The organism is Butyrivibrio sp. VCB2006 (assembly GCF_000420945.1).
Taxonomy (GTDB): Bacteria; Bacillota; Clostridia; order Lachnospirales; family Lachnospiraceae; genus Butyrivibrio.
This window is the reverse complement of sequence record NZ_ATVX01000022.1, coordinates 39198-45344: the sequence shown is the minus strand read 5'-3', so window position 1 is coordinate 45344 and position 6147 is coordinate 39198. Positions and strand designations below refer to the sequence as shown.

Here is a 6147-nt window from a genome sequence, read left to right as displayed (position 1 = left end):
TCAAAGAAAGACTTATAGTCTCTGAGAAGAAGTTTCAATATCTGCTGATTAGCCTGTGACGGAAGGGCATAGTATGCCTTATCCCTTGTAACCTTTAGCAGATGATCAAGGGCATTATACGAGAGCCACTTGCTGTCACCAAGATATTTAGTCCCCAAAAGGCTATCCCTTACGAGCCTGTAAACCATCATCTGATTTGGGAAAAGAGGCTTGAACAAAGCCATTGAATCTACTGCAGACGAATACTGCCTTAAGATGAAATTTGCCCTGTTGTACAGAACGGCTGATGATCTGCAGATATCCCTGCAATAGTCATAGAGTATGTGGTTTTGGTTTATCCTGTATTGCCTTGTTCTGTACACGGTTGTAAATTCCTTAGCAGTATTCTATAGTTAGTATTATAGCACACTTTTCAGAAAAGTACAAACATATGTTCTCTTTGTATAAGGAGTAAATTTATGCAGAAATCGATGCTGGAATCAGATATCCTGAACGAGTACAGAAGAGGCTCACATTCCGTATACAAACTCACATACCATGTAATTTTCGTGACTAAATACAGAAAGAAAGTAATCACAGCTGCCCAAAGAAGTGAGAAATATATATAGAACACACGTTGAGAAATACCTATGGGGAGATTCACCCTTCTGGAGCGCAAGTTACTTTTGCGCCACTACCGGAAGTGTTTCTCTTGATACTGTCAAGAAATACATTGAAGATCAACGAACAGAGGAACACAAACGCAAATACATTAAGACGGGGAAATACAAAAAGAAAAGCTAGTGCGATTCATCCCACAACCGACTTCATCGGAAGGGGTTTTCTCGCACGATATTTATAATAATGCAAAAAGCAGGAATCAGTATATATCCCCATCCTTCAATCCGTATGATAATATCTGTAAATACATCTGTCATAAACATCCACCTATCCAAAAAACTCTGCATCATCTGAAGAACACGAAGCACAGTACAAGAAAAAGCATAAGTCCAAGGCCAGCGCCGTACTGACCAAGGATTATTGACATGTCCTGAGAGCAGTTATCTCCCCGTAGCCTACTATGGATACATTTATCCGGAGCATCAGGACATATATATACAGCCTTTTTAGCTCCTATCCTGTAAAGTGGCTTATCTGCCTTTACATGCACCATCTCTATCGCTGATCTTGAAGTATACCAGTGACGGTTATAGTGATACCTGAAAACAGGTGTATAAATGTAGATCCAGTTGACTTTCTCCTGCCTTACAGTTATCTCCATATCAACAAGCTCTCCTACAACCTTTTTAGTACAGCTATAATTCAGTCTCAAAAGAGTAAGAAAATGTAAAAAACAATAAAGAAAGCCGCACATCGCGCATATAATAGCCAGATATGCAAGTACCTTGTCACACATAGTCTGTATCTATTTTTCTCCTTTTTTCCATTTCCTTTTCGTTTCTTGAAACAGAAACACCAAAAAGCAATGTTACAGGCATAATAGTTGCAACAAGTACCCACATCATTATTAGTTTAGCAGTCATAATCATAGATCTCCTTATGGATATCAAGTATAATGCCGCTTTTGGAAAGAATACATATGGACAGGAGCAAATTAAGAGGCGCTATTTCACGGTATCCACTCATTACAGGGGCCAATGCTCACTATATACTTAGTACATCCTCCCCTATACTATGCTCTCTCAACATAGTCCAGAATATTCATCATTGAAGAATACGCCAGTGCATATTCCTTTTCCCCAAGTTTCTTATACTTTTCTGCAGTGCTTTCCATAAGGGAAATAGCTGTAGCCCAGTCATCATCAGTCATTTTATCCTTAGGCTTATCCATTGTCTTTGAAAAAGCCCACAGGTCATTGCAAATATTGTAAAAGAGTTTTTGCTGCTCCATAACTACTCCCGTATCATCCTGATCCCTGAATTTTCCATCTTTTCAATGGTCTTATCAAATATCTTGTCGTTAATACTTGAAACGCATGAAAGATTAACGTATGTTCCATAGCCATTTAAAACCGCATCAAACGCAGTCTTTGCAACACATGAGCTTCCATCTACGCCTATAAGTTCAAGATCTGTTATCCCATTATCCTTTAAAAAGACGCAAAACTTTTCAGAAGAAAAAGCACTTGGGAAGCTCTTTTCAAAAATATAATCAGAAACAACATTCAGTCTCTCATCAAGCAGATAATCTCCTGCATTTTCCGCTCTTCCTATATTCTTTACATAAGCGACGATAGATCCATCATCAGATGATTTTCCTATACGTTCATTTATGCGGTCAATAAGTGAAAGACCATACTTATCCATGTATTTAGACTGAACATCTATCACAAGAAGTGCTTTAGCCATCAGACTCTCCTATCTCTTTTTTTGTGAATGCCAGATGTCTTAGCTTCTCAAGCTCCAATGGAATGATATTTCTTATCCCATTTTTCCTTTACCTTTTCTTCATATATCTGGCATCCTTGAAGGTTCCTATTTTTTCAATCTTATCTTCTTTCAGCATTTTGCTAAGGACCAGTTCTATTGTCTTTACACTTACATCCGGAAGCTTTTCTGCAATATCAGCTTTCGACACTGGAGCTATTGCTCCCATCAGAACAGCTTCAACCCTCTCAGATTTTTTTGCCTTTTTAAGTGATATTTCCATGAATGATTCATCTAAATCCTTGAAACATCTGTATAGAATCTGGAGGAAGTTTACTATAAAAGGGGTGTAATCATTTTTGTTTTCATGCCATCCAGCAGAAGCCTGCTCAAGAGAAGCATAATAGCTTTCTTTATATTTGTTTATCTGGTTTTCTACAGAGATATATCTTCCTATGTCGTAACCTGCAATGTAAAGCATAAGCACGGTAAGGAGCCTTGAAACTCTTCCGTTGCCATCAAGAAACGGATGTATGCACAGGAAATCCACTATGAAACATGGGATTAGAAACAGGACCGGTATTTCCATGTCCTGCCTTGCATCATAGTAAGCAAGAAGAAGCTGTTCTATAGCTTTTTCCGTTTCACTGGCCTTTACAGGTGTAAACCCCACTCTCCTGTTACCATCTTTATCAAACTCCATAATCAGGTTGTCTCTGGATTTAAAATGCCCAGCTTCAACCGGATTCACTGATTCTTCCATCATTCTGTGAAACATAAGGATTACATCCTTTGTCACATCAAGGTCTCCGTGCGTAGAATGAATCAGATTAAGTGAATCCTTATATCCGGAGATTTCTTTTTCATCATGGGTTAAAGGCGTCGCACCTTCAACCAGGTCCTTAATTCTTTCCTCTGTAGTAACGATACCTTCAATCTCATTACTACCCTTTACAGATTCTATTATTGCCTTCTTACGGAGCTTATCAAATGTCTTTTCATACTGCAGTTTTCTTATCTGGTTTCTGGCATTAAGATCTGATATTATACCTACTGTACCAACTATATTTCCAGGTATTTCTTTCTTCAGAAAAGAATAATCATACTTTCTCATTTTTTGTACCTCTTTAATTTACTACCTAAAATTTATCATTTATTAGGGAGTAAATCAATCCTGTATCAAAAAGTGTAGCGAAAATCATTAATTTTATGAGACATATGAAAGTCTTTCTGCATACAAGGAACTCTCATTTTTTAAACTGTTTTTTGTGGATATTGGCTTATTAGGTGCCATGAGTGAATTAGATTTGCATTCTGTGATTGAAGGTAACAGCTTGTTTGTTGAGTTTAAAGGTGCTCTTACAGAACAGTATGTTCTTCAACAAATGATTAGTGACACTGAGTATTCACCTTATTACTATGGCACTTAATCAGCTACTTTTGAGCAGGATTTTCTCATTCAAAAGGGTATGGATGCAGTTCCTATTGAAGTGAAAGCAGAAACCAATGTTCGTTTCCAAAGATTAAGAGCATTCTACGATAAATTCCACCCTGCCACTTCTATAAGATTATCACCTAAGCCTTTTCTCCTCGTATATTCTCTGCCATCATAAATTATCTTGTCATTTTATTCTCTATTAAGGTTGATTTTAGGCTTCTTATATATCATCAGATTATGATCACTATATCAAAAGAGAGGATTAATAATGAACAGAATTGCTCTGATTCCCGCATACATGCCAGATGAAAAAATGATTGATGTTTCTAAGGGCCTATATCAGGAAGGCTTTGAAATCATAATAGTAAATGACGGAAGCCCGGAGACCTTTAACAAGGTGTTTTCTGACGCATCCAGATATGCCAGAATACTTATTCATAATGAAAATAAGGGAAAAGGCGAAGCACTAAAAACAGGGCTTGAATACATTTATAACACCTATGATGCACCATACACTATAGTCAACGCAGATGCAGATGGCCAACATAGACTTGAAGATATCATCAAGGTGGCATCTGTAGCAGAAGCAAACCGCTCATGCCTTATTCTAGGCAGCCGGAAAATGGAAGGAAAGGTCCCGTTTAAAAGTCGCGCCGGAAATGCTATTACCCGTTTTGTATACAGACTAACAACCGGAAATATAGTCTATGATACCCAGACAGGGCTTAGAGCATACAGTGATAAGCTGGTTCCGGAACTTCTCCAAATATGTGGAAGCCGCTACGAATATGAGATGAACATGCTCATGGAGCTACCCAAGCATGGAATAGAGATCAAAGAGGAATGGATAAACACTGTCTATATAGGAAAAAATGAGAGTTCTCACTTTGATCCCATTAAGGATTCCATAAAGATATACAAAGAAATCCTATGCTTCTGTGCTTCATCTCTTATAAGTTTTCTTGTTGATTACGGACTGTTTTGCGTGATATCTGCGATATCCGGTTCACTCATCATGGCAAATACCCTTGCTCGAATAATCAGTGGAACTCTGAATTGTTCTCTCAATAGAAAAGTTGTTTTCAAATCTCAAAAAGACGTTGCCACTTCTGCCATAAAATACTCCGTTCTGGCAGTCGCAATACTCATAATAAACACATTTATCCTTGAGATTCTTGCCGGAATGGGTTTAACAGCATATGCTGCAAAGATCATCACCGAACTAGCACTTTTTGTACTCAGTTACTTTATACAACACAGTTATATTTTTAAGAAAGGCAGGCAAGATCATATGAAAAAACACCTCTGGGCTATATGTTCAGCTTTTGCCCTGATAGCATTTACGACTTATATTTCACTCGATACCTTTATTATAAGCGAGAGCTACAACTCCAATGCCACAGAAATAAATACGTCCTTGTTCGATGGTCAGACTGACAGCGATACTCAATTAACCGAATCCATAGATAATACGCAATCAGAAAGTCACAAATCTCGTTCCAGCAGGAAGCATTCCAGAACAAGTGCATCTGAAGGTACAACAGTAACTTCCTCAGAAACCACAGAAAGTTCATCCGGTATTAATGCCTCAGAGCCCTATACAGGCGAAAATACTGTAAGTTCAGATAACTATAGCATTACATTAACTGAGTATTATCAGGACGACACCAAAATCTATGTGGCAGACGTTATTCTTTCCTCCGCTCAGTACTTAAAGACAGCATTTGCAAATGACACTTACGGCAAAAATGTCACTGCCACCACCTCTACGATTGCAGAAAATAACAATGCTGTATTAGCCATAAACGGCGATTACTACGGTGTTCAGGAAAATGGATATGTTATACGTAACGGAATTGTCTACCGCGACAGCGCAAACGGATCAGATGTTTTATGTATTTATGCCGATGGAACAATGGACATTTTAAATGACAGTGAGTATTCAGCCGAAGAACTTGTTTCAAGGGGAGTATGGCAGGCATTTTCCTTTGGCCCGGCTCTTGTAGAAGACAGCTCTGTTACCGTTGATGAAAATGCCGAAGTTGCCAAGGCAAAGGCAAGCAATCCAAGAACCGCCATAGGCGTCATAGATGCAAACCACTTTGTTTTTGTGGTGTCTGATGGAAGAACTTCTGAGAGCGAAGGCCTTAGTCTCTATGAACTTGCAACCTTCATGAAGGGACTGGGCGTTGAAACAGCCTATAACCTTGATGGCGGAGGATCTTCCACAATGTACTTTAATGGATATGTTGTCAACAATCCCACTACTGGAGGAAGCATCAAGGAACGAAGTGTCAGCGACATTGTATATATCTAAAAAATTTCAACAGGAGGAACACTAA

8 protein-coding genes and 2 pseudogenes are annotated in these 6147 nt (G+C 38.5%); 4 read left to right on the top strand and 6 right to left on the bottom strand.

The genetic code is table 11. The annotated features are described in order from the left end of the window. A pseudogene (locus G613_RS19305) lies at nucleotides 1-362 on the bottom strand (RNA-guided endonuclease InsQ/TnpB family protein); the annotation flags it as partial. Between the two features lie 96 nt (nucleotides 363-458). Here G613_RS19305 and G613_RS20230 point away from each other — a divergent pair. Together G613_RS20230 and G613_RS19300 are read left to right on the top strand one after the other, a co-directional pair. Continuing rightward, entirely contained in the window at nucleotides 459-608 is a 150-nt protein-coding gene (locus tag G613_RS20230) for a transposase (protein WP_442852309.1), read from the top strand. Then, nucleotides 580-783 (top strand): transposase, encoded by a 204-nt coding sequence (locus tag G613_RS19300; RefSeq protein ID WP_442852310.1) that lies wholly within the window; start codon nucleotides 580-582, stop codon nucleotides 781-783. The genes G613_RS20230 and G613_RS19300 overlap by 29 nt, the downstream gene beginning before the upstream one ends. Before the next feature lie 163 nt (nucleotides 784-946). Here the strand turns inward: G613_RS19300 and G613_RS0116010 are convergent, their stop codons facing one another. The 5 genes from G613_RS0116010 to G613_RS0115990 all read right to left on the bottom strand — a co-directional run bounded on the left by G613_RS0116010 (nucleotide 947) and on the right by G613_RS0115990 (nucleotide 3481). Next, nucleotides 947-1261: a hypothetical protein gene (locus G613_RS0116010; RefSeq protein WP_442852308.1), complete on the bottom strand. Its 315-nt coding sequence runs from the start codon at nucleotides 1259-1261 to the stop codon at nucleotides 947-949. A 127-nt stretch (nucleotides 1262-1388) separates the two neighbouring features. Beyond that, complete coding sequence (locus G613_RS20005) at nucleotides 1389-1523, bottom strand: hypothetical protein (protein ID WP_278246512.1); 135 nt, start codon at nucleotides 1521-1523, stop codon at nucleotides 1389-1391. Between the two features lie 149 nt (nucleotides 1524-1672). Then, a complete protein-coding gene (locus tag G613_RS0116000; protein ID WP_029233580.1) occupies nucleotides 1673-1891 on the bottom strand; it encodes a hypothetical protein in 219 nt (72 codons plus the stop codon). A gap of 2 nt (nucleotides 1892-1893) precedes the next feature. Next, on the bottom strand, nucleotides 1894-2349 hold the full coding sequence (locus G613_RS0115995) for a cysteine hydrolase family protein (RefSeq protein ID WP_029233579.1): 456 nt from the start codon (nucleotides 2347-2349) through the stop codon (nucleotides 1894-1896). 88 nt (nucleotides 2350-2437) lie between these two features. Beyond that, nucleotides 2438-3481 (bottom strand): Fic family protein, encoded by a 1044-nt coding sequence (locus G613_RS0115990; protein WP_029233578.1) that lies wholly within the window; start codon nucleotides 3479-3481, stop codon nucleotides 2438-2440. A gap of 118 nt (nucleotides 3482-3599) precedes the next feature. Between G613_RS0115990 and G613_RS20225 the strand changes: the two are divergent. After that, nucleotides 3600-3797, top strand: a pseudogene (locus G613_RS20225) (DUF4143 domain-containing protein); the annotation flags it as partial. 276 nt (nucleotides 3798-4073) lie between these two features. After that, entirely contained in the window at nucleotides 4074-6122 is a 2049-nt protein-coding gene (locus G613_RS20075; protein WP_081647928.1) for a phosphodiester glycosidase family protein, read from the top strand. The last annotated feature ends 25 nt before the right edge of the window (nucleotides 6123-6147 follow it).